This is a genomic window from Pseudomonas sp. 25 R 14, from assembly GCF_900004755.1.
Taxonomy (GTDB): Bacteria; Pseudomonadota; Gammaproteobacteria; order Pseudomonadales; family Pseudomonadaceae; genus Aquipseudomonas; species Aquipseudomonas brenneri.
On record NZ_CVTS01000064.1, the window covers coordinates 40,143 to 64,128 of the forward strand.

Consider the following 23,986-nt stretch of genomic DNA (forward strand, 5'->3'; position numbering starts at 1 on the left):
ATGTGAACACCAAAACCTCGGTGACCTTCAACCAGGGCGGTACTGCAACGACCTTGACCAACGTCGCCGCCGGCACCTTGAGCGCCACCAGCACTGATGCGGTCAATGGCAGCCAATTGAATGCCACCAACACCTCCGTCACCGACCTGGGCACCAGTCTCAGTACGTCCATTACCAACCTGGGCAACAGCTTCAGCACCCAGTTGGGCAACATCGTCACCAACGGCGCTGGTATCAAGTATTTCCACAGCAACTCGGCCCTGGGCGACAGCACGGCCACAGGCACCGACAGCGTAGCCATCGGCCCGGTGGCAACTGCTTCGGCCGACAACGCCATTGCCCTAGGCAACGGAGCCAACGCCAGCACCGCCAACTCTTTGGCCCTGGGTAATGGCGCCACCACCGCTGCGGCCACTGCAACTGCCAGCGGCGTGATCAATGGCACCACTTACAATTACGCCGGCACTGCGCCTGTGGGCGTGTTCAGTGTCGGCGCCGTCGGTGCCGAGCGGCAGATCAGCAATGTCGCGGCTGGGCGGGTCTCGGCCACCAGCACCGACGCGGTCAATGGCAGTCAGTTGAATGCCACCAATACCTCGGTGACCGATCTGAGCACTAACGTGAATACCTCGGTGAACAACCTGAGCACGCAGATCAGCAACCTGACCAACACTGCCGCCGAGGGTGTCAAGTACGATGATGTGAACACCAAAACCTCGGTGACCTTCAACCAGGGCGGTACTGCAACGACCTTGACCAACGTCGCCGCCGGCACCTTGAGCGCCACCAGCACCGACGCGGTCAATGGCAGCCAGTTGAATGCCACCAACACCTCGGTCACCGACCTGGGCACCAGTCTCAATACTTCCATTACCAACCTGGGCAACAGCTTCAGCACCCAGATTGGCAACATCATCAACAACGGCACCGGCATCAAGTATTTCCATAGCAACTCGACCCTGGGCGACAGCAGCGCCACCGGCGCTAACAGCATTGCCGCCGGCCCAGTTGCCACGGCCGCCGGTGACGCCTCTATCAGCCTCGGAAATGGCGCGACCACAACGGCGACTGCTGGCAGGGCAATCGCCCTGGGTAGCACAGCGAGCGCCCAGAGCAATGGCTCTGTGGCGATTGGTGCTGAATCCATATCCTCAGGCAGCGACGGCCTCGCGCTTGGATGGCGGTCCAATGCATTAGCGGCTGGTGCTGTAGCGCTTGGCGCTCGGGCGGCTGTGTCAAGCAATAACAGCGTGGCGCTGGGCAACAATGCCAACGCGACAGTTGCCAACTCCGTCGCACTGGGGGCGTTCTCAACCACCAACGCTGCTGTCGCAACTGGCAGCGGCATCATCAACGGCGCCACCTATAGCTTTGCCGGCGCAGCCCCCGTGGGCGTGCTCAGCGTTGGTGCCGTCGGTGCCGAACGGCAGATCAGCAATGTCGCGGCTGGGCAGATTTCGGCTACCAGCACCGACGCAGTCAATGGCAGTCAGTTGAATGCCACCAACACCTCGGTGACCGATCTGAGCACCAACGTGAACACCTCGGTCAACAACCTGAGCACGCAGATCAGCAACCTGACCAACACTGCCGCCGAGGGTGTCAAGTACGATGATGTGAGCACCAAAACCTCGGTGACCTTCAATCAGGGTGGCACTGCAACGACCTTGACCAACGTCGCCGCCGGCACCTTGAGCGCCACCAGCACCGACGCGGTCAATGGCAGCCAGCTGAACGCCACCAACACCTCGGTCACCGATTTGGGTACCAGCCTCAACACCTCGATTACCAACCTGGGTAACAGCTTCAGCACCCAGTTGGGCAACATCATCACCAACGGTACCGGCATCAAGTATTTCCACGGCAACTCGGCCCTGGGCGACAGCACTGCCACCGGCACCGACAGTATCGCCATCGGGCCAGTGGCCTCCGCTTCGGCCGACAACGCCATTGCACTGGGCAACGGCGCCAACGCCAGCATCGCCAACTCCCTGGCACTGGGTAACGGCGCCACCACTGCCGTTGCAACTGCAACCGCCAGCGGCGTGATCAACGGCACCACCTACAATTACGCTGGTACTGCGCCTGTGGGTGTGCTCAGTGTCGGCACCGTTGGTGCGGAACGGCAGATCAGTAATGTCGCGGCTGGGCAGGTTTCGGCTACCAGCACCGACGCCGTCAATGGCAGTCAATTGAACGCCACCAACACCTCGGTCACCGACCTGAGTACCAACGTCAACACCTCGGTCAACAACCTGAGCACGCAGATCAGCAACCTGGCCACTACCGCCGCGGTAGGCGTCAAGTACGATGACGTGAACAGCAAGACCCGTGTGACGTTCAACCAGGGCGGCGCTGCGACCACTCTGAGCAATGTCGCCGCCGGCAGCCTGAGCGCCACCAGTACCGACGCAGTCAACGGCAGCCAATTGTTCAACACCACCGCACAGCTCAATACCCTGATTGCCAACTCCGGCAACCAGAGCCAGTTCGTCGTCAACGCGCTGGGCGGTGGCGCCCAAGTGGATCCGGTAACGGGTGCCGTGACTGCGCCAAGCTTCAACACCACCACGATCGATGCCGCCGGAAATACCACCACCGCCACCACCAGCGCGACTGTTGGCGATGCCTTGACCGGCCTCAGCAACAGCCTGGCCAATACCGCCGCGGTGGGCGTCAAGTACGATGATGTGAACAGCAAGACCCGTGTGACCTTCAACCCCGGTGGCGCCGCGACGACCCTGAGCAACGTTGCCGCCGGCAGCCTGAGCGCTACCAGCACCGACGCAGTCAACGGCAGCCAGCTTTTCTTGACTAATAACACCGTTGTCGGCCTGACGACTCAGCTCAACAACATCGTGAACAGCGGTTCAAGCATCAAGTACTTCCACGCCAGTTCATCCAAGGCCGATTCGCTGGCCACCGGTACCGATGCCATGGCGGTAGGCCCCAATGCACAAGCCAGCGGCACGGCAGCCATTGCCCTGGGCAATGAAAGCGTTGCCAGTGGCGCCAGCTCAGTGGCGCTGGGTGACGGTGCGAAAACCACCGCCGCCGGCAGTGTCGCCATCGGCAAGGGCGCCAGTGACGACCAGCGCGGCACAGAGACCTATACCGGCAAATATTCGAATGCGAGCAACACCACGGCCGGCGTCGTATCGGTAGGCAACGCGACCACCGGCGAAACACGCGTAGTGAGCAACGTGGCTGATGGCAGCCGGGCTACCGATGCGGTCAATGTGCGTCAGCTCGATGGTGCGGTGGCCGAGTCCAAGGCCTACACCGATACCAGCCTGAATCAGATTCAAGGCTCGATCAAAAATGTGGACGGCGCGATTGCCAACGTCACCAGCAGCGTGACCAAAGTCGAAGCAGCGGTGACCAGTGTGCAGAACGGCACCAGCGGTGCATTCCAGGTCAACAACACCCGCGCCGCAGCGCAACCCAAGGCAAGCGGTACCAACGCGGTAGCCGGTGGCATGGGCTCGCAAGCCTCGGGTAACAACAGCATGGCCGTAGGCAGCAACACCGTGGCCAGCGCTGAAAATGCCACGGCAACGGGTAACGGCGCCCAGGCAACGGCACAAAACAGCGTGGCCTTGGGCGCCAACTCGGTGGCCGATCGCGAGAACAGCGTCTCGGTAGGTAGCGCGGGTGGCGAACGCCAAATCACCAATGTCGCAGCGGGCACCCGTGGCACGGATGCCGCCAACATTGACCAAGTGAGCCGCGGCATCATGAATGCCAACATCAATTCCAAGGCTTACACCGATCAGCGCTTTGCCGATCTCAAACACAACCTCAAGCAGCAGGACGACACCCTGAGCGCTGGTATCGCCGGCGCGATGGCGATGGCCAGCCTGCCGCGCTCGTCGGTGGCCGGCGGCAGCATGACGTCGGTGGCGATGGGTAATTACCGCGGGCAATCGGCACTGGCTATTGGCGTTTCGCACGTGTCCGAGAATGGCCGCTGGTCGACCAACTTCATGGGCACCACGAGCAGCCAGAATGACACTGGCGTGGCCGTGGGGGTTGGTTATCAGTGGTGATTGCAGACCGAACCGATAACGAAAAAAGCCCGGCCTGCGCGTAATGCAGGTATCCAATGTGGGAGGGGGCTTGCCCCCGATAGCAGTGTGTCATTCACAGCATCAGTGACTGATCCGGCGCTATCGGGGGCAAGCCCCCTCCCACATTTGGTTCACCCGCCTTCAGATTTGCATCAGGCTCGCACAGGGCATTTTTCTTCTACGCTGAGTTACATCCCTATGCCCACCTACGGATTGCCCACGACAGGATCCCCTGAATGAAAACCCAACTGCCGCTGTGCTTTGGTTTGATCGCTTGCCTGGGCCTGGCCGGGTGCCAGGAAAAAACCTCTCCCCCTACTGCCAGCCAGCCCGAGTGGCTCGCCGTGCCCGCCCTGCCCATCCTGCAAAGCGCAGTATTCAGCCTGGCAGACGCCCTCGCCCCGCATAAAAACCCCCTGGCCATGGAACAGATCTGCGCCCTGGCCAAAGGCGAGACCCAGCAGGCCAACGTCAACCACTTCATCCAGCAGCAAGGTGGCAATGCACAGAGCATCCCCCCACAGGGCCACCCACTGTCGTTGCTCGTAAACGGTGACCGCCAGGCGCAGACCCGTGCCTGCGCGGCGTATCTGGCAATCAGCGTGCTGTCACCCTTGAGCTTGAACGGTTTGCTGGTCGAGCAGGCAAGCGCCCCGTCCCAGGACAAGAACAAACCGGTAGAAAAACGTGAGCCTCAGATCGATCAGGCAAAACTGCTGGCGAGTCTGCCGGGCAAGCTGGCGATCGCACAAACCAATGCGGATTTTTTCGCGCTGATCGCCACCGAGCTGCAACAGCGTCCAGGGCTGACGCTGGAACAATACCGTCAGTTATCCATGGAGATGTTCGCGGGCCTGGCAGCCGACTATCTGCTGCGTTTGAAAGAGCAGACGCCCCCGCCCGGCACCGAATATAAAGTGCTGAAGCTGGACGCGGATCAGTTCATGTTCGTCAGCAGTACCCGTACCCTGTTCGAGTATGATTTTTCCGGGTTGAAACTGCAGCAGAATGGCATGACCTGGTTTGGCGAGGGCAAGCTGTTGGGCAAGGATTACTTTTTGAAGGTGGCCTACCTTCCCGGCACCTCCAAACAACTGAAGAACACACCAACGCCCTAGGGGCGTTGCGTGGGTTGAGCAGTGGAGCGACTTGGGGAGGGAAGCACGTAGCGAATGCGCGCGCCGCCCGTTCAGCGGGCAGGCGTGAGGAAAAAATACCGTGAAGGTGTCGGTCGTGCGGGGTCGATCTGGTCCATAAAACCTTTGATGGCAGCAGTATCCGGAACGCCCGGCAGCTTTTTGATCACCCTTGCCGGCGGCTTTCCTTCGGCCTTTGGCACCGCCAGGGGCAGCCCTTCGTAAATCAACGCATGGTGCACACTCGGGCAATCCTGGCAGAACGCTTCAAGGTCAAGCATGGCGCCACCGACAAATGCGCTGTTGATGAGCAACAGATCGAAGGGCTCAATGGCATGGTCGATCATCGCCAGCAACTCCTCCAACGAAGAGACGGGCGCCACTCGATGGTAGCCGCAGTGATTGAGCATCCGTTCGAGGTTCAAGCGCTGCAGGTGGACGTGATCGGCAATCAAGATGCGTAAAGAACGTGTGGGCATTTATATATCCTTCCAAACCAGCCAGCAGACCGTCAGACGCGCTTTCCAGCGGGGGCGCGCGCTCCCAGCCAAGTCAAAAAATCTTTTTCGGTCATGGGTTTTGCAAAAAAATAACCCTGCCCCTGCACACACCCAAGCTCCAGCAACTGTTGATATTGATCTTGTTTTTCAATGCCCTCGACGACCACCGACATGCCCAACGCCCTGCCCAGCTCGAGCGTGCACTTGATCACCGCAACACATCTTGGGTCATGGTCCAGCCCCCGAACGAACTCGCGATCGAGCTTGATCTCGTTGAAAGGCAACTGGCACAAGCGCTGCAGGGAGGAAAACCCCACACCAAAATCATCGATGGATAACCGGCAACCCATCATGCGCAACCGCACGAGGCTTTCCAGGCAGGTGGCCGAGGCTTCGAGCAAACCGCTTTCAGTCAATTCAAATGTCAGACTGGAAGCCGGTAGCCCGAAGCTGCACAAGATGCCGCGGATGATGGAAACCAGCTCGGGATTGGAGAGCTGTACCGGCTCCAGGTTGAACGCGATATTCAACACGTGCCCGCGACTCGAAGCCTCGCGGGCCAACGCCAGGCCCTGCCTGATCTGACCGAACAGTAACTCATTGAGCAACCCGCAACTTTCAATGGCAGGCATGAACACCGCCGGAGAAACCACCCCTTTGGTCGGGTGGTTCCATCGTGTCAGCGCCTCGACGCCAATCACATCACCATTGAGCAAATTGACCTTGGGCTGGAAGTACGTTTCCATTTGCTTTTGATGCATGGCCGAGCGAACTTCGCCGGCTTGCGCCAGCTCCAAGGGCTTCAGGCTCATCGGCGCGATCCTGGGATCGCTCAAGTGTTTATGCAACAGCTCGTTCAAGGCTTCAGCGTGCAGCGGCTTGCCGAGGTCGCCCAATAGCGGCAGCCCCAGCAGCGTCACCAATTGCCGAGCGGCCTGGCGTACGTCTCCCGAGAGGGAACTACTGAGAATCACCGCGCCCACCAGGCCAACGCGAGCCACGCGTTGCAGGAACTCCAGGCCATCCATGCCTTCCATGCGCAGGTCACACACCACAATGTCCACCGGACCGACCCGTTGCAGGGTCTCCAGGGCCTGGGTGCCGTTGGAAGCACTGAACACATCCTGACAGCCAAGCTTCTTCAGCAGGTTGACGGCGACGGTTTGCTGGAACAGATGGTCCTCCAGCACCAGCACTCGCAGGGGCAACACTTGCATCACTGATTCTCCACAATTGGGTTGCAGCACGAACGCCCGATACGCCCTGATTGCTGGTGGTAGCCGATGCCCACTCAAACAAGGTTGATGGACCTCAACGCCTGCTCCCCAAGAGGGAGCAGGTGTATTCAGGTCATCCATGACGCAAATTCATTAACGTTGCGGGTGCGTTGCTTCGGCAACGTCAATGAAAGATGGGGTCGCTCCCTAGCGGATTCGGTAGACGAGAGGTCATCTCTGTTCTTTGAGCCGAAATTATCCGGGGATTTTCCTGACCGAAATGTAGGAAATTTCCCGGAGAGCAATTTGGAACAGAGACCTCACGGTCCTGTCTCCGCACCCACAACCAGTCAGTCGACGGATTGGGCGATCCGTTGCGTCAACACCTGCGTCAGGGTGTCCATCGTTTGATACAGCGCATCCACTGACTGGGTCAAACGTGCGGCATCGTGCCCGTCGCAATCTATCTGCAACTGTTCGCAACAGTGAATCAGGCGCTTTGCCTTGACGATGCGCGCGCCACCCTTGACCCGATGGGCCAGGTCGGCCAGCCCGGTCAGGTCGTTCTGGCTGAAGAGTTTGAGCAGCCGTACTTGATCCTCCTCGTTACTGCTGAGCAGGTCCTGCAACAAGCTGCGGATTGACGCCTGATCCCCGTAGGTCAGTTGCTCAAGGCTGACCAGGTCGATCTCGTCGTCCAAGTGCGTCACGTCATCGTTATCGGGCATTGGTTCAAACGACGACTCAACCCCCGACAGACGTGCGGCCAAATCCTTCATGCTGATGGGTTTGAACAGGCAATCATCCATGCCCGCAGCGAGACAGCGTTCGATCTCGTCGGGTTGCGCATTGGCGGTGAAGCCAAGAATCAGACACGGCGGCTTGCCCGAAGCCGCTTCATCGTCACGGATCGCCTTGGCCAGTTCATAACCATTCATCACTGGCATGTTGCAGTCGGTGATCACCACATCAAAGGAATGGCTGCGCCAGGTGCGCAAGCCATGGGCGCCGTCCTGCTCGTCTTTGACGCTGTGCCCCAGATAGCTCAGTTGTTGCAACAGCAACAAGCGGTTGGCGGGGTAGTCATCAACCACCAGAATGTTCAACTCACTGGCAGGCAACAGTTCGGTTGGCTCAGGCTGGCTGCGGGGCAATGGGGCCAGGATGGGCAGCGTCAAGCCTACCTCAATCTGCGTACCCAGGCCCGGCACACTGCTCAGCTTCAATTCACCCTCCATCATCGTGCACAACGTTCGGCTGATGGACAGCCCCAGGCCCGATCCGCCGACCGTCAACTGACTGTGGCTGCCGACCTGGGTGAAGGGCGCAAACAGTTTCAACTGGTCTTCGGCACTGATGCCGATGCCGGTATCGCGTACGCGCAACTGAATACTCATCTGCTGATTTTCTTCGTCGAGTGTCGCCTTGACGCTGACCAGCACCTCGCCTTTTTCGGTAAATTTGATTGCATTGCTCAGCAGGTTTGCCAGCACCTGCTTGAACCGCATCGGGTCGATCAACACATCACGGTTGGCGAGCTCATCGAACTCCAGAATCAGCGGCAGTTGCTTTAGCCGAGCGCTGGCGCCCTGCACCTGCACCACCTCCTCCACCATTTCCTTGAGGGCAGCCCTCTGAGGGGTCAAGGTCAAACGCCCGGATTCGATGCGCGCCACATCCAGGATGTCGCCAATCAGCTCCAGCAACGCACGTGCGGCGCTGGAGGCCACTTCAATGGCAAACCGGTCGAGAATGCCTTGATCAGCCTTTTTCATCGCCAATTCCAGCATCCCGACCACCGCGTTTATCGGCGTGCGCAGCTCATGGCTCATGGTTGCCAGGAACGTGGTCTTCGCCCGGTTGGCGCCATCGGCCTCGTGCTTGGCCTCTTTGAGCTGGCTGAGCAAGCGTGCGCGCTCACTGATATCGATCCACCCGGCAATGATGCCTTTGACTTCACCGCTGCTATCGCGAAAAGGCAGGATCCAATGATAGGCATCAATCGTCTGCCCGTCGGCCAGCAGCAACTGACGGTCCTGAATCTGCTCCTGGCCGGCCTCCATCACCTCGCGGTATTGTTGCTCGAACGCATGGGCGTCAGATGGCGCAATGCCCACGGCCCCTGCGAGCGCAGTGCCCATCACTTGTTCTTCGGTACGTCCAACCGCCTCCAGGTAGCGGGTATTGCACAGCAGCATTCGGGCTTGCCGGTCTCGAACGTAGATGGGGTGCGGCAAGCCGTCGATCAGGACGTGCAGGAAGTCCATCTGCTCCTTCAACGCTTGTTCGGCAGCGGCACGTCGCTGAATCAGGCGGCGCAGGTAGATGATCCAGCCCGCCGCAGCGAGCAACAGGCCTATCGCCACTACCAGCCACTTGAGAAAAGCCCGCCGGCTGGCCTGGGTACCGCGATTGTCCAGCATGACTTCGCCACGCCAGCGATCGGACAGGTCGTCGAGCTCCTCGCGGGAAAAACTGCGCAGGGTTTTATCCAGGATCGAGTAGAGCTCCAAAGACCTGCGATCAGTCGCCAATCTCAACTGGGCTGGAGGCTCTCCCATCGTACGCATGATGCGCAGGCGGTCACGGTAGAACGTAGAGATCATATAGCGCGACCCCAGCAGAATACTAATAGCGGCATCCGCCTTGTTCTGGGCAACCAGCGCCATCATGTCGGCACGACTCCCCGCCTCCATCAACGTAATATCCGGGTAATGCCTGGGCACATAGGTGGCCCAATAGCTGCCAGGATTGACGACCAGACGCTTGCCCGTCATGTCGTCCAGGCTTCGGGGCTGGCCCTCGCCAACGCGGGTTACCCACACGTCGGGGTTGGACATGAAAGGCCGGGTATATCGCAGCTCACCCATTCGCTCATCATGCCTGAACGTGGGCGCCAGATCTGCCTGCCCCCCCACCAACAGATCAGCCTGCTCATCAACGGAGCTCGCGCGGATCACTTCAAACTGTATATGGGTTCGCTGGCTGATTTTCTCCAGCAAGTCGGCGTTGAGGCCCCGGAGCAGGTCATTTTGATCAAAAAAAGTAAACGGCGGGTTGCCATCGATCACCGCCACCCGCAGTTTAGGATGTTCTGCCAGCCATTGCTCCTCTTGCGGACTCAGGCCAAGGTCAAGGCCCTCTCCGGCTGTGGCCCGCAACCTCCAGCGCCGGGCAATCGACTGCTTCTCGGCAGTGGGAATCGCGTTCAGCACCTGGTTGACCACATGCAACAACTGCTTGTTGTCGGCATTCAAGACAAAACCGATACCGCTGACCTTTTTATCGGCTGAGGGCTTCAGGTGCATATCGGTGTAGAAGTTTTGCCCAATCAGATAGCTGGATGTGATCCCCGCGCCCACGAATGCATCCGCCTGACCGAAGGCAACCGCACTGATGCCCTCCAGCGCCGTGGGGTACAGTTCGATTGTTGCTTTTGGGTAAAGCGCCTGGATAACGGAGGGCTCAACGTAGTATTTGGACATCGCCAGCCGCTTGCCTGCAAGATCTTGCTGCACGTCGCTGTCCGAACCGCGGCTGGTTGCCAGCACCATCTGATCCAGAAGGTAGGGACGCGACATGACCAGCCCTGCTTGCGCCACTTCATATTCCCGTGCGGAGCCCAGCAGGTCCAACTCCCCGGTCTTGAGTGCCTGCAAGGCCAGATCCTTGTTGTCATAGCGCCGGATCTGGACATCAACGCCTAACACAGTAGCCAGCAGCCCGACGTAATCAGCCGTCACCCCCTCAAAATCGGCGGGGTCGGACAACACCACCAAGGGTGCCGGATCGCTGCGCGTTGTGCCGACCACCAGGACCTTTTTATTGCGTAGCCACCGCCAGTCATGGTTCTGCAGTTCAACGTCAAAATCAGCCGTAGACTCGCGCCCCAGCAAGGTCAGCGACTCAAAGCCCCGCTCGGCGGCATGGGATTGGCCGAGTACTCCCAAACAAAGGAAAAAAATGAAGTAACCCGACAGGCGCCTCATTCAGATCAGGTGATGACGTTTGGCAAAGTCGGCCAGATAGACCACCGACTTGACCTTGAGCTTTTCAATCAGCCGAGTTTTATAGGTGCTGATCGTCTTGTTGCTCAACAACATAGCGTCACCGATCTCCTTGTTACTGTAACCACGGGCAAGCTGCTGCAGAATGGCCAGCTCCCGATTGGACAACTGCTGAATCAGCTCATGCTCGGGTGTCTGGTTATCGACCGGGCGCACCGAGCTGTTGGAGAGCACCGGGAAATAACTGAAGCCCTCGCGAATTACTTTGACTGCACGCATCAATTCCTCAAGATCATCGCTTTTGGAGACATAACCGGACGCGCCGATGGTCATGCAGCGATGGGCATAAAAGGTCGCGTCCAGCGAGGTCAGCACGAGGATTCTGATCGGCAGGTCCAAGGCGCAAATACGACTGATGACCTCCAGGCCGTCGAGCAGCGGCATCGAAATATCCAGTACGATCAAGTCCGGCACGTGCTTGCGAGCCAGGTAAACCGCCTCGACACCATTCTCGGCTTCGGCCACCACTTCCACTTGCCCTGCCTTGAGGAGCATTTTTACAGACGAGCGAATAAACGGATGGTCGTCGACGATTAATGCTTTCAACATACAAACCTCTTTTTCATCAGCATAAGGAACAGCATCTGCGAGACCGGCACGTCAAACTATTAAGGTAGCTCAGTTTCACGTCGACAAAACACAGGCCTGAAATATTTTAATGGCCTGACTGCGCCAGCAAGCCCTACCCGTTTTGGTAGCGCTCCAACCAAGCGAAAAAGTCAGCACCGGGCATGGGCACCGCCAAGTGAAAACCCTGGCCAAAATGGCAGCCCAGGTCAATCAGTGTATCGAGCGCCGGTTGGCTGCCAACCCCCTCGATAATCAAGTCCATCTGCAATGCTCGGGTCAGCGCAAGACTGCTGGCGACGACGGCCCGGTTACCCGGGTTGGCAAGGTCCTGAACGAACACGCCGTCGAGCTTGATCTGGTTGAAGGGCAGCTGTGCCAGCAACCGTAGGGAGGAAAAACCCAGGCCAAAGTCATCGATCGACAACCCACACCCCGCCTCGCGCAAGCGCAGAAGGTTTGCCAATGCCGATGCCGGCAGGTCCAGCAGGCTGCTTTCAGCGACTTCGAATGTCAGGCCCGAACCTGGCAGGTCATACCCTTGCAAGCATTGAATAATGTAGTCAACCAAGTCATTTCGAACCAGTTGGGAGGCTGTCAGGTTGAACGCCATTCCCAGGTCAATACCTTGCGCGCGCAACTGCAGCAGCAATGCAATACCCTGGTCGAGCAGTTGCTTGAGCATCTCGTCAATCAAGTCATAGGCCAGTACGGCGCCTAACAGATCACGGGGCAGCAACATCCCCCGTGTGGGGTGACGCCAGCGCACCAGCGCTTCAACGCCAAACAGCCGACGCTCGACAAGATCGAATTTTGGTTGGTACCAGGCCTCGAATGCACCCACCGCCAAACCGTGTCGCACCTGGTCTTCAGGGATCAGTTCAGGTACCGACAGGTCGGGCGCCGTCAAGACATGGTGGCGCAGCTTGAAATTTTCCAATAACCGCTGCAAATCCTGCATATCCAGCGGCTTGTCCAGAATGCCCAACAACTTCAGGCCCGACAGCGTCTTCATCTGCTTCACGGTGCGATAAAGATCAGCCTGCAACTCGCTGTAGGCCACCAACGTCTGGACGTTTCCCAACTCGCCGGCCACTTTCAGGAACGCAGAGTGGTTGATCGAACCGTCGGCCAGGTCGAAAAAAACGATATCGACCTTGGGTAGCTTTTTCAGCAGGCCAATAGCCTGCTCGGCATCGCTGGCCGATAGCACATTGCCGACCCCCAGATTGCCGAGGGCCTTGACCAGCACGGCACGCTGGAACGCATGATGTTCAATGACCACAACACAATCAGGAAACATATTCTTCAACCGATTCGACTTTAAAGGAGAGGTTTGAATAGCCACGCCAGGCTCAGCGTTCCCGCATGGCCTCCTGGGCCTTGTTGAACGGCTTGACCAGGTAGTCCAGCACGGTCTTGGAGCCGGTCTTGATGTCCACCGTTGCGATCATCCCCGGTACAATGGCGAAGCGCTCACCGGCCTTGTTGGTCAGCACGTTGGAGTCCGTCTGGATGAACACCCGGTAGTAGTAGTTCTCCGGCTTGACCTTGTCCTGGATGGTGTCCGGAGAAATCGTCACCACCTTGCCGTCCAGCCCGCCATAGATCGAATAGTCATACGCGGTGAGTTTCACCTTGGCGGCCTGATCCGGATGGATGAAGGCAATATCCCTGGGTGAAATGCGCGTCTCGATGAGCAACTGATCATCCAGCGGCACGATCTGCATCAACTTGCCGTTAGGCGAAATCACACCACCAATGGTCGTCACCTCGATGCCCTTGACGATGCCGCGAACCGGCGACAGTACGGTCAGGCGCGTCAACGAATCTTCCCGCCCACGAATCACCGAACTCAACGTACTGACCTCGGAACGCGCCTTGGCCAACTCTTCACCCGCCTGCACCTGATAGGAAGAGCGCAGCTCGGTAGCCTTGAGTTGCAACTCACTGCGCTGACGCTGCAGGCGGATCACTTCGACGTTACTGGCGGCGCCGGTCTTGGCCAGTGACTGGGTGATTTTCAGCTCACGGTCGACCAGCCCGAGCGAATCGTTCACCCCGGCCAGGGATTCCTTGAGCCGGCTGATACGCTCCTGATACAGCCTGGTTTCGCGCTTGATCAGCTCGGGGTAGGCCTGAAGTTCGTCGGGAAAGCTCAGTGGCTTACCGTCCACCTCCGCCTGCAACCGTGTGGCGCTGGCCAGGACAGCCCGGTAGCGCGCAGCGCTCTCCTCGACATTCGATTCGGACTTCGTCGGGTCAAGCTGGGCCAACACTTGCCCCTGCTCCACCAGGTCACCTTCGGCGACGTTAAGCTCTGCCAGGATGCCGCCTTCCAGTGATTGAATGACTTGCTCATGGGAACTGGGAATTACCTTGCCGTCGCCCTTGGACACTTCATCGAGCCGCCCCAGCCACGCCCAGGTGCCCAGTATCAGCACGATCAACACCAGGCTGCCGATGATCCGCGTCGAGCGATGCAGCGCAGCGTCATCGGCCGGGTCCATGGCCTCCAGTGATTTTCTATTGCGTAGATAGGCACGCAACCGCGCCAGTTTTTCGTGAACATCAGCCATGCTGAGATGCTCCATTGGAATGAGTGGCGCTGAGTCGACGGATCGCTTCCTCCTTGGGTTCATCCAGCACGATTTTGCCGTCATCGACGACGATGATTCGCTCGACCAACTCCAGCAACGCCAGGCGGTGGGTGGCAATCAGCAAGGTCTTGCCCTGTGCCCACTGGTCGAGGTTTTGCAGAAACAGGCGCTCTGCCCCTTCATCCAGTGAAGAGGTCGGTTCGTCCAGCAACAGCACGTTGGGTTGGCGCAACAACAGACGAGCCAGCAACAGCGATTGTTTCTGGCCGCCGGAGAGCCCAAGCCCGCCTTCCAGAATCAAATGATCCAGGCCCGTCGGCAGCTTTTTGATAAACCCATCGGCGCCGGTCAGGGCCAGTGCCGAGAGCATTTCCTGGTCAGCGGCCAACGGCGCGCCCAGTTTCAGGTTCTCGCGGATGGTGCCGTGGAACAGGTGCGAGTCCTGGGTCAACAAGGCCACATCCCGGCGCACGTCTGCCGGGTCCAGGTGTTGCAACGCCACGCCATCCAGGCTGACCAGCCCGGAGCGTGAATCCACGCCCCCGACCAGCGCCTGCAGCAGCGTGGACTTGCCTGCGCCGTTGCGGCCCAGCACGGCAATGCGTTCGCCGGCACGAATCTTCAGTTGGCTGACTTGCAGCACCGGGCTGTCGTCGCCATAGGCGAACACCGCCTGGTCCAGCACATAGTCACCGTACAGGTGGGCACGGTGGACTTTGTGGCTGTGTTCGGGGTGGTCGGTGGGCAACTGCATCAGTTTGTCCAAGCCTGCCAGGGCGGTCTTGGCCTGCTGCCAGCGAATGATCACCTGGGTCAATTGCGCCATCGGCGCCATCATGCGTGAGCCGAGGATCGATGCCGCCACCAGTGCGCCGGTGGTCAGGTCACCGGCCATCACCATCGGCGCGCCAAAGAAAATCACCACGGCAAACACCAGGGTCTGCATCGATTGCGACCAGTACTGTAAGCGATGGGTCAAGGCCTTGAGCCGCAGGTTCGCCGAGGCGGTGGTTGCGTTGTAGTGGTTCCAGCTCAGCTGGAATTTCTGCTCGGCTTGCAGCGCCTTGACGTCCTCCATGCCCTGGATGGTTTCCACCAGCAAGGCATTGCGCAGGCTGGATTCGCGCAACGCTTCATTGGCCAGGCGCCCCAACTTGGCCTGGCACAACAGACCCGGGGTGACCATCAACACCAGCGCGCACAGCGGCACCAGCACCAGGGGGCCGACCAGCAGCCAGAATACGCCGAGGAACAGCAGGAAAAACGGCAGGTCCGCCAGCGCCGTGATGGTGCTGGAGGTGATCAGCTCGCGAATCTGTTCCAGCTCGCGAACCTGGGAAATGAAGGTACCAGTGGAACGCGGACGGGCCGAGTTGCGCAACCGGATGGCGTGGCCAAAAACCTTGTCCGACAGACGCGTATCCGCACGCTTGCCCAGCAGGTCGGTGACATGGGAACGGGCGTTGCGGATGGTGAAATCAATACCGGCCGCCAGCAGAACGCCGATAAACAGGACGTACAAGGTCGGCATGGAACCGGCAGGAATCACCCGGTCGTAGGTTTGCATGGAAAACAGCACCCCGGCCAACCCCATCAGATTGGCAACCAACGAGGCGAACAGCACATAGCGATAGGACTTCAAGTCCTGCAGGACGATGCCCTTGAACCAGTTTTTGTCATACGGCTTGATGTAGTCGTCCACTCGCACGTCGGCGCGATTACCCACCGGGCGCAGCAGGATGACCCGGCGGCATTGCTCCAGCAGTTCCTGGCGCGACAGCACCGTGGCCAGGCCGTGGTCGCCGCTGAGCCGCACTTGCAGCAGGTCCTCGGCACGCAAGCCTTCGATCAGCGCCAACTGGCCGTCCGCCAACTGCACCAACAACGGTAAACGCCATTGAGTCAGGTCTTCGGCCTGTAACTCTTCATCAATCTTGACCGACAGGCCCAAGTGCTTGGCAATGGCGTACAGCTGGTCATCGGAATGCGCACTGCCCTGCCAGGCGGCAGCCAGCCGCGCATCCTCGGGCGAGAAGCTCAGGTTGTAATGACCAGCAACGAGCAACAACATTTCCAGCCAGGGCGGGGAAACAGATAGCGGGCTGGCTTGCAGGGGTTCTTGGGCACGGCGGCTCATGGCAAACGCTCACGGTAGGTGGCGTCGTTGGCAGCACCAAACGCCTGACTGAGATGGCCTGCGCTATACAGGCAGTTGATCTGTAACCGACGCAGGCTATTGAGCGTGGTCTGCTGCTCGACCCGCGACAAATACGCCTCTTGCTCGGCATTAAGCAGATCCAGCAACGGCCGGGTGCCCAACTCAAGGTATTGCTGGCGGTAGAGCACGCGAGTTTCATTGATCGTGCTTTCGCGCACGGTTTGGGCACCCAGGCTGGCATGCAACTTCAGCACCTGGCTTTGCGACTGCTGCATTTCCTGGCGCGCGCGCAAACGAGCGGTATCAAGGCCGGCCTGGGAGGACGCCAGGGCCCGCTCGCTGGCCGCTTTGCCGGCCTGGATCGCGTTACCTTGATAGATCGGCATGCTCGCATTGAGGAAGACGCTGTAGCGGCTGCGGTCCTGGTCCGTTCCAGGGCTGCCATCCAGCTGTTGGCTGAATGTCGGCTCCAGGGACAGTGTCGGTAGCCCGGCCGCCTTGGCTGCGCTCACTTCGGCCTCGGCCCGGGCTACACGCGCTTGGGCGGACTGCACCTCAGGGTTGTCCTGCATCTTGGCATCGACCTGCTGGCACGACTGCTCCAGTTCCCGCGGGAAATGGTCGGACACGCCCTCGACCCGAGGTTGCCCGATCAGGTTCGACAATGTGGCGAACGTGCGCGCCAGGCTGGCTTGATGCTGGAAGCCGGTGACCTTGGCGGCTTCGATACGCGACATGGTTTGCACATAGTCCGAACGGGTACTGGCGCCCATGTCCAGACGCTGGCGCGCCAGGTCGGAGACTTTTTCCAGGCTGTCGATCTGGTCCTGGGTGATCGCGATCAACCGCTGGTAATACTGGCCGTCAAGAAAGGCCAGTGCGGTATTCAGGGCAACCTGTTCAACACTCAGGCGCACGTCTGCCTCGCGCTCGGTGACGCCGGCCTGGCTCGCCTCGACGGCACTGGACACCTTGCCGAAGTCATACAGCATCTGCGAAGCACTGACGTCGAAGACCTGGGCACTGTGACTGCCAGGCACACCACTTTGGTAGCCGGTGCGCACGCCGCCGCTGATCCTGGGGTAATAGCCGGCCTGCGCCACTTCTACCCGCTGCACTTGTTCATTGACCCCTTCCCGGGCCCGCAGGATATCCGGGTACGAGGTTAAGGCCTGGCGCACGGCCGCACGCATATCCAGCGCCGCGGTGCCCGCAGTGGCCAAATTGCTCACGCTCAGCTGGGGAGCGGAAGGAGGAAGAAACTGCCCGGCTTCAATCAATGAAACCAAGGATGGCGCGGGCACCGTCTCTTGCACTTGACTGTTCTTGATCGGTTGCACGGTAGGCGCAACCTGATCTTGGGGTTGGCCATGCACAGAAGGTGCATTGACCTGCCCGGCCACACTGCCCGAACTGAACGATAAGGCTATCGTCAGGCAGGCAATATCACGCCGGGGATGGAATATCCGGAACATAATTGACACTCAGGGAAAATAACCCTGGGCCATACGGCCCAGGGCTCTGTCATTACGACTTAAACGACGGAAACACCACTCTCGACCCAGAGGTCTTTCTTCGACGTTTCATCGATGTAGTGCACATACTCATGGCCGTCCAGCGGCGCCTTGACGCCATCGGGTTTCCACGAATCCGGCAAGTCCAGGGTCGAGGCAGATGTCGACTTCGACACCGTGCCATCGGCTTGCAAGATATCGTTCAAGGTCACCGTCAACGCGGGCTTGGCCGGATCGTCCTTGGCTTGCAGGCTGACCAGCTTGTTGAGGTCCAGGGTTTGCCCTTGGCTCAGGTTGAACGACGGCAGTGCGGTGTCGCTATCGACGTCTGTATCAACCTGGCTTTCCGGCTGCGCGAGTGGCGCCGCCCTATCAACCGCGGGCGCCACGCCTGTCGGCACCTCATTGAGTTCGGCGACGAGCCTGGAGTCGGCAATCTTCACCTCAAGGGTGGAGGTCACTGTCTCGCCGTTCGTGTGCCGGACCTGATACGTGAAGGTTTCGGTTTCGTTCAAACCCGTCAGGCTGAGTTTCGGCGTGTAGGTGTAGTCACCGTTCGCCGTCACTTTCAATTCACCGAACTGGCCGGCAATGATTTCCTGTTGGGTCGCGGACACCGATTTACCATCGACACTGACGATACTGGCTTCTTGCGGATCAACCAGGTCACCGGAGACGGAGTAAGCCTTGATGCCAATATTAAATGTTGCATTCAAGGTTGCCCCATCGGCGGTACGGGCTTCGTAGCTGAACGTTTCCGTCTGGTCCGCTGGCGTTGCATTACGATCCTGTTGATACGTCGCCTGGCCATCGTTGGAAATGCTCAACTGACCGTACTTGCCTTGCACCACGCTGCGCACCTGTTCGGCGATCAACGTACCGTTGACTTTCACCAGCGTCGCCCCGGTTGGCAGGACCAGGTCACTGCTGATCAGGCTGTTGGCAAAGCCGCCCACGAACGACTCTTTAATGATCGTTGAGTGGAACTCCACATTGGAGTAAAGCGATACCTCAGTGTTCTTAATCACCACGCGATACTCACCAGGCGTCTCGAACTTCAAGGAGATACCTGACTTGCCTGCGATCACAGGAATAATCGACACGTTAAGCAACCCGCCAGACTGGCTGCCCTGCACACCGACCCACTTCCCATCGACCTTCTTGTCGAGATAAACGGCATTAGAGTTCAACGCGTTCAGACTCAGAAGCCCTTGTTGCGACAGGACTCTGACTTCCGCTCGTTCATTGGCGTTTATCGAAAACTCGTAGGATTGCGTGTCATTGCCTGGGAAGAACGACGAAATCAAAACCGATTCAAACTTGTTATAACGCCCCTCCGTCAGCTCATTGATGTTCGGATCGATGAACTGGGCTACTTCAACTTCGTGATGTTCCGCCACCAATTGATAAGGCGCCGTTACCGACACTGAACCTGTGGAGGTGGACTGGTTATCCAGGGACGCTGAAGTCACCTGCAACACTGTCCCGCCCATCTGTGCTTTTACCGGCACTGCATAGTTGCCGTCGGCACCGACAGGTTGTTCGCCCAGGGTCTCGCCTGCGGCATTTTTCACCACTACCTTGGTATTGGGCGTGGCCTTGCCGGAGACAAGTTTGCCATCGGCACTGATCATCGCGCTCAGCGGCGCCGGGATGGCTTCACCCGCTACCTGAGGTGCAATCAGTTCGGTTGGCAGCGACTCCTTGCCTGCCAATTCAGCCACCACCGAAACCTTGCTGCCCGCAGGCTGCCTGGTAATGGTTGCGGCGAATGTACCGTCCTCGCCAGCCACGATTGGCCCGGCCAGCAACTGGCCGTTGGCGTCCTTGACCGACACACTCGCACCCGGCAGGGTCTTGCCGCTGATCTGGGTGCCGGCGGCATCCAGGTGAGCTTCCGGTTGTGCAGGTCGATCAACCTCAGTGACCGGTGTTTTCACATAGGCCGGTGCAGACTCCACGCCCTGCCCTTGTGCAGTCACCGCCAGGGTGGTGCCGTCGGGCTGTTTCGGGATGTTGACCACAAAGGTGCCATCCTGCTGGACAACGCCGGAACCGATCTCTTTGCCCTGGGCATCCTTGACGCGGATGGTTTCGCCCGTGTTGCCCTTGCCCGTCACCTGGGTGCCGGCTTCGTCGACTTGCACCTCTGTCGGCGTATTGGAGGTAATGTGCGGCGTCATGACCGATTCAGAAGCCGACACCTTGTCATTGTTCTGCAACGCGACATTCAACAGTTGCCCGCCCGGCTGCACCGGGATAGTGACCTCGAAAGTGCCGTCCGGCCCGACGATGCCCTTGGCGATCACGGTTGTGTCGTCCGCCGCTTTGATCAATACGATGGTGTTCGGCGCGCCCTTGCCCTGCACCTTGGTACCGGTGGCGTCCACACTCACATCGAAAGGCTTGGCTGGCGTGTCTTCGGCGCTCAGGGGAACCAGCAACAGCGCAGGCGCCGACACCTTGTCACCCTTGACCGCGCTGATGGCAAGCCTGTCACCGCCATTTTGCGCGGGGATATTGGCCGAAAACATACCGTCAGGCCCAGCTTCGAACGTGCCCAGATCCTGTTGGGTATCGAGGTTGACGATCTTGACCGTTTCACCTGGCTTGACCTTGCCCAGCACGCGAGTGCCGCTGGGGTTGATATTCAGGTCGGTAGGTGGCAATGGCAGGTCCGCATCGATAAACGGCGCCACGACAGAAACGGTTGGCGATGCCTTCCCCTCGTCGTAGGCCGTCACGCTCAGGGTGGCGCCGGTCTTCTGAGGGGTGCTCAAGGCAACCTCGACAGAACCGGACTTGTTGACCACGCCACTGCCAAGTTCCTTGCCGCTGGCATCCGTGACCTTGATGATTTCGCCCGGCTTGCCCTTGACCGTTACCGCGCTGCCGGTGTCATTGATCACCGCGTCACGGGGCGCCAGCACAGGCACCGACAAGGTGGCAGGCGCCGACTCCAGGCTGCCCAGGCTGACCGTCGCGTTGAGGTCTTCACCGCTCGCGCCGGAAGGCAACAGCACATTGCCCTTGCCATTTGCATCCAGAGGCACACGAACGATTGTGCCGTCCGGGTTGTTGATTTGCACAATAGCGTTGGGCTTACCTTCTACGCTCACCTGCCCGGTGACCGCATCGACCGCGCCGAACACCGGCGCCAGCAACGGCACTTCGAGCGTCGCGGCCTGGGACGTAATGCCTGCCGCTTGGGCAACCACGCCCACTTCCCCACCGCCCAGAGCCTGGGGCAGCTTGATCACGGCGTGGCCTTGTGCATCCAGCTGCACCGGCGCGCCGACCGGGTTGCCGTCTTTGTCCTGCAACTGCACGGAGACGTTCGGCTTGCCGGTGACCGATAGCTCCTCTTGGGCCGCATCAAATGCCAGGGTTGGCGCAAGCAGCGGAACCACCAGGGCATCGCTGACAGGCGACTTGGCCTCCTTGAAGGTTTGAACCGCCTGCAGAGTCTCTGCGCCAAGGGAGGCCGGGATCGAGATCACGCCTTTGCCTTGGGCATCCAACGTCACAGGCGACCCCACCGGCTTGCCGTCCTTGTCCTGCAACTGCACGCTGGCGCCCGCTTTGCCTTCGACCGCCGTCAGGCCGGTTTTTGGATCAACCGGGCCCAACACTACTTTGAGCAAGGGAATGGCAGTCTGTACCGTCGCCGATTCTTCCTGCCCATCCTTGATGGTTACGCTGACCGACTCTCCACGCAATGCCGGAGAAAGGACCAGATTGCCCTTGCCATCATTGCCCAATGTGAGGCGTTCAACCACTTCACCCGCAGCGTTCTTGACCTCTACCTGCCCACCCGGCATACCGACGATTTCCAGGGCGGTGCCGTCTTCGTTGAAAGTCAATTGGGGCTCGAACAGCGGAACCTCAATCGATGGGGCCTTTTCTGAGCGCTTGGCCGGCTTGGCCGGGTCGACCGCTTCCACGCTCATGTATTCAACCGGCGCTTCAAACGCACCACTACGGCTGGTGACTACAGCGTCTTCCTGGCTGGCGGTGATCCTTTGTCTGCTGGCATTGAAGGGCAACGTTACCGTTGCCTTACCGTCCAGATCGAAAACACCTCGAACGTAGACCTCGCCTGTTTCATCGTTATATACCTGGAACACGGCCCCAGGTTTACCGTCCAGGGTGACGTTTCGCGTTGCTCCGTCAACCTGGCCCAGTATCGGTGCCAGCATAGGTACCGCCACGCCGGAAGGGCCGGACTCGACACTGTCGACCACTTGGGTGACGGTCAGATCGAGGTTGCTCAATTGCGGACGCAGTGGGATTTGGCCGGTGCCTTGGTCATTCAAAGTCACGGGGTTGCCGATCGGCAGGCCGGTGCTGTCTTTCAACTGCACGGTCGCGTTCGGCTTGCCTTGAACACTCAACAGGTTGTTGGCCGCATCGACAGCACCCACAACCGGCGCAAGCACTGGCGCCAATACGGTATTGCTGACGGGCGATTGCGCAGTGCCCGAGGTTTGAACAGCCTGCAGATTTTCGCCGCTGGCTTCCTGGGGCAGCGTGATCAGGAACTGGCCCTGCTCATCCAGGATCACTGGCGCGCCGATCGATGCTCCTTCGCTGTCCTGCAATTGCACGCTGGCGCCCGGCTTACCGGTAACCAGCAACTGGCCGGAGGCGTTGACATCACCCAGCTCTGGCTTCAACAGCGGCACAGTCAATGGCGCGGTGGCCGGTGACTCACTGTTGTTCACGGTCTGAGTGACCGTCACGGGCTGGTCGCTCACAGTGGTCGGGACTTGCAGTGAACCCTGGCCTTGTGCGTCCAGCGTGACTGGCGTACCCACGGTGCTGCCCGTGCTGTCCTTCAACTGCACGGTTGCACCCGGTTTCCCCGTCACCGAGAGGATGCCGGTTTGTGGATCGATGGTGCCCACAGTGGGGGTCAATGCAGGAACGGTCAGCAAGTCGCTGGCTGGCGATGTGGCCGTACCCGACGTCTGCACGGCCTTCACGCTTTCGCCTGAGGTGTTTGCAGGCAGCGTCAGCACGCCTTCGCCCAGGTCACTCAGGACGATTGGAGTACCGATCGGTTGGCCAGTGCTGTCTTGCAACTGCACGGTAGCACCTGGTTTGCCGGTAACCGTCAACCCGCCGGTGGCGGCGTTGACATCACCCAGCTCTGGCTTCAACAACGGCACGGTCTGTGGAGCGGTGGCCGGGGACTCGTTGTTGTTCACGGTCTGGGTGACCGTCACGGGCTGGTCGCTCAGGGTGGTCGGGATTTGCAACGTGCCCTTGCCATCTGCGCCGAGCGTGACCGGCGTGCCCACTGAAGTGCCCGTGCCGTCTTTCAACTGCACGGTTGCGCCCGGTTTACCCGTTACTTCGAGGGTGCCGGTTTGCGGATCAATTGCCCCCACGGTGGGAGTCAATGCGGGGATGGTCAGCGCAGGGCTGGCCGGCGATGTGCTCGCGCCCGACGTCTGCACAGCCTGCACGCTTTCGCCAGCGGTGTTTGCAGGCAGCGTCAACGTGCCGTTGCCCTGGGCGTCCAGGACAACAGGATTACCAATCGAGGCGCCAGTATTGTCTTGCAACTGAACGCTGGCCCCTGGCTTGCCGATGACCGGTAATTGGCCGGTAGTAGAATCGACGGTGCCCAACTGCGGTGCCAGCAAGGGCACTTGAAGGTTGGTGGTCGCAGACTGCTTGTCGCCGTCATTGATCACTACGCCGACCTGCTGGTCACTGGTATTAGCCGGCAGCGTTACGGTGCCCTGGCCTTTGTCGTCCAAAGTGACTGGGTTGCCAATTGGCTTGCCGTTCTGGTCTTTCGCCTGCACGGTCGCGCCTGGCTTGCCGGTGACTACTACGTTGCCGGTGGCTGGATCGATAGGGCCCAATTGCGGAGCCAGCAACGGCACTTCAACGTTGGTCGTGAGCGGTGAGTTGATGCCGTCATTGAGCGCCACGCCGACTTGTTGGCCGCTGGTGTTGCCTGGCAGCGTTATGGTGCCCTGCCCTTTGTCGTCCAGGGTGACTGGGTTGCCAATCGGACTGCCGTTTGCATCCTGCGCCTGCACGGTCGCACCTGGCTTGCCGGTGACTACTACGTTGCCAGTGGCTGGATCGATAGGGCCCAACTGTGGTGCCAGCAACGGTACTTCGACGTTGGTCGTGAGCG

At 59.7% G+C, this 23,986-nt stretch carries 11 protein-coding genes; 2 read left to right on the plus strand and 9 right to left on the minus strand.

Features of this window, described 5'->3' with window-relative positions:
* The first annotated feature begins 2 nt into the window (after nt 1-2).
* The gene (locus BFQ03_RS22945; RefSeq protein ID WP_065944095.1) at nt 3-4,049 is read left to right on the plus strand and encodes a YadA family autotransporter adhesin; all 4,047 of its coding nucleotides are present in this window, start codon (nt 3-5) and stop codon (nt 4,047-4,049) included.
* Nucleotides 4,050-4,306: 257 nt separating this feature from the next.
* Nucleotides 4,307-5,188 carry a hypothetical protein gene (locus tag BFQ03_RS22950; protein WP_065944096.1) on the plus strand — a complete coding sequence of 294 codons (882 nt, stop codon included), beginning with the start codon at nt 4,307-4,309 and terminating at the stop codon, nt 5,186-5,188.
* Nucleotides 5,189-5,259: 71 nt separating this feature from the next.
* Here the strand turns inward: BFQ03_RS22950 and BFQ03_RS22955 are convergent, their stop codons facing one another.
* From BFQ03_RS22955 to BFQ03_RS22995, 9 genes are all read right to left on the minus strand, one after another.
* Nucleotides 5,260-5,685: an ANTAR domain-containing protein gene (locus tag BFQ03_RS22955; RefSeq protein ID WP_065944097.1), complete on the minus strand. Its 426-nt coding sequence runs from the start codon at nt 5,683-5,685 to the stop codon at nt 5,260-5,262.
* A gap of 32 nt (nt 5,686-5,717) precedes the next feature.
* Nucleotides 5,718-6,923 (minus strand): EAL domain-containing response regulator, encoded by a 1,206-nt coding sequence (locus BFQ03_RS22960; protein ID WP_065944098.1) that lies wholly within the window; start codon nt 6,921-6,923, stop codon nt 5,718-5,720.
* 350 nt (nt 6,924-7,273) lie between these two features.
* On the minus strand, nt 7,274-10,912 hold the full coding sequence (locus BFQ03_RS22965) for an ATP-binding protein (protein WP_065944099.1): 3,639 nt from the start codon (nt 10,910-10,912) through the stop codon (nt 7,274-7,276).
* Entirely contained in the window at nt 10,913-11,539 is a 627-nt protein-coding gene (locus BFQ03_RS22970; protein ID WP_065944100.1) for a response regulator transcription factor, read from the minus strand.
* A gap of 133 nt (nt 11,540-11,672) precedes the next feature.
* Entirely contained in the window at nt 11,673-12,842 is a 1,170-nt protein-coding gene (locus BFQ03_RS22975; RefSeq protein WP_175403916.1) for an EAL domain-containing response regulator, read from the minus strand.
* Nucleotides 12,843-12,912: 70 nt separating this feature from the next.
* Nucleotides 12,913-14,067, minus strand: coding sequence for an HlyD family type I secretion periplasmic adaptor subunit (locus BFQ03_RS22980; protein WP_065944144.1), 1,155 nt, complete (start codon nt 14,065-14,067; stop codon nt 12,913-12,915).
* Between the two features lie 61 nt (nt 14,068-14,128).
* Entirely contained in the window at nt 14,129-16,294 is a 2,166-nt protein-coding gene (locus BFQ03_RS22985) for a type I secretion system permease/ATPase (RefSeq protein ID WP_065944102.1), read from the minus strand.
* On the minus strand, nt 16,291-17,790 hold the full coding sequence (locus tag BFQ03_RS22990; RefSeq protein WP_083204899.1) for a TolC family outer membrane protein: 1,500 nt from the start codon (nt 17,788-17,790) through the stop codon (nt 16,291-16,293). Before BFQ03_RS22990 ends, BFQ03_RS22985 begins: the two co-directional genes overlap by 4 nt.
* Nucleotides 17,791-17,849: 59 nt before the next feature.
* Nucleotides 17,850-23,945: an Ig-like domain-containing protein gene (locus BFQ03_RS22995; RefSeq protein WP_139115727.1), complete on the minus strand. Its 6,096-nt coding sequence runs from the start codon at nt 23,943-23,945 to the stop codon at nt 17,850-17,852.
* Nucleotides 23,946-23,986: the final 41 nt, after the last annotated feature.

What these genes read in the sequence shown, in the direction of transcription:
- BFQ03_RS22960 (WP_065944098.1), bottom strand. Translation starts at nt 6,923, where the DNA reads ATGCAAGTGTTGCCCCTGCGAGTGCTGGTGCTGGAGGACCATCTGTTC.
- BFQ03_RS22990 (WP_083204899.1), bottom strand. Translation starts at nt 17,790, where the DNA reads ATGTTCCGGATATTCCATCCCCGGCGTGATATTGCCTGCCTGACGATA.
- BFQ03_RS22950 (WP_065944096.1), top strand. Translation starts at nt 4,307, where the DNA reads ATGAAAACCCAACTGCCGCTGTGCTTTGGTTTGATCGCTTGCCTGGGC.
- BFQ03_RS22980 (WP_065944144.1), bottom strand. Translation starts at nt 14,067, where the DNA reads ATGGACCCGGCCGATGACGCTGCGCTGCATCGCTCGACGCGGATCATC.
- BFQ03_RS22985 (WP_065944102.1), bottom strand. Translation starts at nt 16,294, where the DNA reads ATGAGCCGCCGTGCCCAAGAACCCCTGCAAGCCAGCCCGCTATCTGTT.
- BFQ03_RS22955 (WP_065944097.1), bottom strand. Translation starts at nt 5,685, where the DNA reads ATGCCCACACGTTCTTTACGCATCTTGATTGCCGATCACGTCCACCTG.
- BFQ03_RS22970 (WP_065944100.1), bottom strand. Translation starts at nt 11,539, where the DNA reads ATGTTGAAAGCATTAATCGTCGACGACCATCCGTTTATTCGCTCGTCT.
- BFQ03_RS22965 (WP_065944099.1), bottom strand. Translation starts at nt 10,912, where the DNA reads ATGAGGCGCCTGTCGGGTTACTTCATTTTTTTCCTTTGTTTGGGAGTA.